Source organism: Luteibacter yeojuensis, assembly GCF_000964085.1.
GTDB classification, from domain to species: Bacteria; Pseudomonadota; Gammaproteobacteria; order Xanthomonadales; family Rhodanobacteraceae; genus Luteibacter; species Luteibacter yeojuensis_A.
The window spans coordinates 1-2,136 of the sequence record NZ_JZRB01000094.1; the positions used below are offsets into that span (position 1 = coordinate 1).

Sequence of the window (2,136 nt, forward strand, 5' to 3'; positions counted from 1 at the left end):
ATGGCGGTACCGTCGTGGCGCGGAACGTGGACGATGGCGTCGAGTTCGTGGTGAGCGTGCCGCGCCACGCCACGCGGTAAGCGCCTAGCCGGTGACCGGCAGCCCCTGGATCAGCCGCTTCGCCAGCCGTGGCTGGCGGAACTGCGCGACCCACCAGGCGAGGGCGCGGCCATCGGCCTCGCCACGCCAGGCCACGTACAGCGTGTTGGGCTCGCGCGGGTTGGCCATGCGCTTCTCGACCAGTTCGCCGGTATCGAGCAGCGCCCTGGCGCGTTGCCGTGGCACCCAGCCCACGCCCAGGCCTTCGCGTTGGGCAAGGATCTTCGCGCGCATGCTGGGCACGGCCAGGGTCGGCTGGCCACCAAGGGTGCCGTAACCGCGCGCGGCGCCACGCGACGAATCCGCCACCACCACGGCGCGGTGCTTCATCAGCGTATCGGCATCGAGTGGCTCGCGGGCCCGCGCCAGCGGGTGGCGGGGCGAGACGGCGAAAACCCATTCCATGACACCCAGCTCAAGCCACTGCAGCCTGGGGATGGCCGGTGGCTCGTTCGTGGCGCCGACGACGAGGTCGGCGCGGCCATCGCGCAGGGCTTCCCAGGTTCCCCCGAGCACCTCGTGGGTCAGCCGCAGCCTTACGCCGGAATCCAGCGCGTCGAAGGCCCGTATGGAGGGGAACAGCAGCTCGAACTCGAGCAACTCGTCGGTGACGATCCACAGCCGGTCCTCCCAGCCGCCGGCCACCTGCTTCACGCGCTGGGCCAGCCGCCCCACGTCCTGCATGAGCCGCGCGGCTTCATTCGCCAATAACTGGCCGGCCGGGGTGAGTTGCAATCGGTAGCGTCGGCGGTCGAAGAGCAGGGCGTCGAAGCGTTCCTCGAGCTGCCGTGCGGCGTGCGAAAGCGTGGAGGGCGCCTTGCCCAGGCGGGCGGCGGCACGCGACAGGCTGCCGGTCTCGCGGATGGCCTCCAGCAGGGCCAGTTCGTCATCCGACAACATGTTCGACCCCATCGAACGTCTGCGACGAGGCGATGGTACGGCAACACGGCGGCAGCGGCGCAGCATGTGCCCATCCCAACCACGCAAGGGCAACCCCATGAAACGCTTCAACGGCAAAAACGTCCTCGTCACCGGCGGTACCAGCGGCATCGGCCTTGCCGTCGCCCAGGCATTCGCGGCCGAAGGCGCCCGCGTCGTCGTCACGGGCCGCGACGAAAAGGCCCTCGAACAGGTAGCCACCGGGCTGGGTGGCGGTGCCGTGGCGCTGAAGAACGATGCCTCCCACCTCGGCGACGCGAAGGCCCTGGGCCAGGCACTCGCCGCGCAGGGCATCCGGCTCGATGCCGTCTTCATCAATGCGGGCGTCGCGAAGTTCGCTGCCTTCGCGGACGTGGACGAGGCCCTTTGGGACCTCACCTTCAACACCAACACCAAGGGCGCCTATTTCCAGCTCCAGGCCGTGCTGCCGCAGCTCAACGATGGCGCCTCCATCGTGCTCAACGGCTCGATCAACGCGCACATCGGCATGCCCAACTCGTCGGTGTACGCCGCCAGCAAGGCGGCCCTGATCACCCTGGCCCGCACGCTGTCGGCCGAGCTGCTGCCGCGCGGTATCCGCGTCAACGTGGTGAGCCCGGGCCCCGTGCACACGCCGCTGTACGGCAAGCTGGGCATGGACCAGGCCCAGCTCGAGGCCACGGCGGCGCAGATCCAGGCACAGGTGCCGCTGGGCCGCTTCGGCCGGCCGGAGGAGATCGCCTCGACGGTGCTGCACCTGTCGTCGCCGGAATCGGGCTTCATCGTCGGCACCGAGATCATCGCCGACGGCGGCATGAGCCAGTTGTAAACAAAAGGTAACCGTCCGCTGAGCGGCGTGGGGCCGGGCCACCCCGGCTTCACCCGCCAGCGACGGGCCCTGACGGCACGATCGGCGCACCACCTCCAGAGCCCGCCACCATGGCTGATCGCCCCTGTCGACGTTGTGCCCTCGCACCCGGCCCCACCGTGTGCCGCCATTGTCTCGTCGCCGTGTTGAAGGGAGATACCTCGGCCGCCTCGCGGTGGGTGGCGTTCGCCTGGGCCGTGGCGACGGCCTGTGCCGCCGCCGGGCTCATGGTGCTGCTCGATGCCGACGGC

The 2,136-nt window shown here is 69.9% G+C and carries 2 protein-coding genes; one reads left to right on the top strand and one right to left on the bottom strand.

The features are described from left to right. Positions 1 to 84: 84 nt before the first annotated feature. Positions 85 to 999: a LysR family transcriptional regulator gene (locus VI08_RS20265; RefSeq protein ID WP_045831455.1), complete on the bottom strand. Its 915-nt coding sequence runs from the start codon at positions 997 to 999 to the stop codon at positions 85 to 87. A 97-nt stretch (positions 1,000 to 1,096) separates the two neighbouring features. Between VI08_RS20265 and VI08_RS20270 the strand changes: the two genes are divergently transcribed. Then, positions 1,097 to 1,846 carry an SDR family oxidoreductase gene (locus tag VI08_RS20270; RefSeq protein WP_045831456.1) on the top strand — a complete coding sequence of 250 codons (750 nt, stop codon included), beginning with the start codon at positions 1,097 to 1,099 and terminating at the stop codon, positions 1,844 to 1,846. The last annotated feature ends 290 nt before the right edge of the window (positions 1,847 to 2,136 follow it).

What these genes read in the sequence shown, in the direction of transcription:
- VI08_RS20265 (WP_045831455.1), bottom strand. Translation starts at nt 999, where the DNA reads ATGTTGTCGGATGACGAACTGGCCCTGCTGGAGGCCATCCGCGAGACC.
- VI08_RS20270 (WP_045831456.1), top strand. Translation starts at nt 1,097, where the DNA reads ATGAAACGCTTCAACGGCAAAAACGTCCTCGTCACCGGCGGTACCAGC.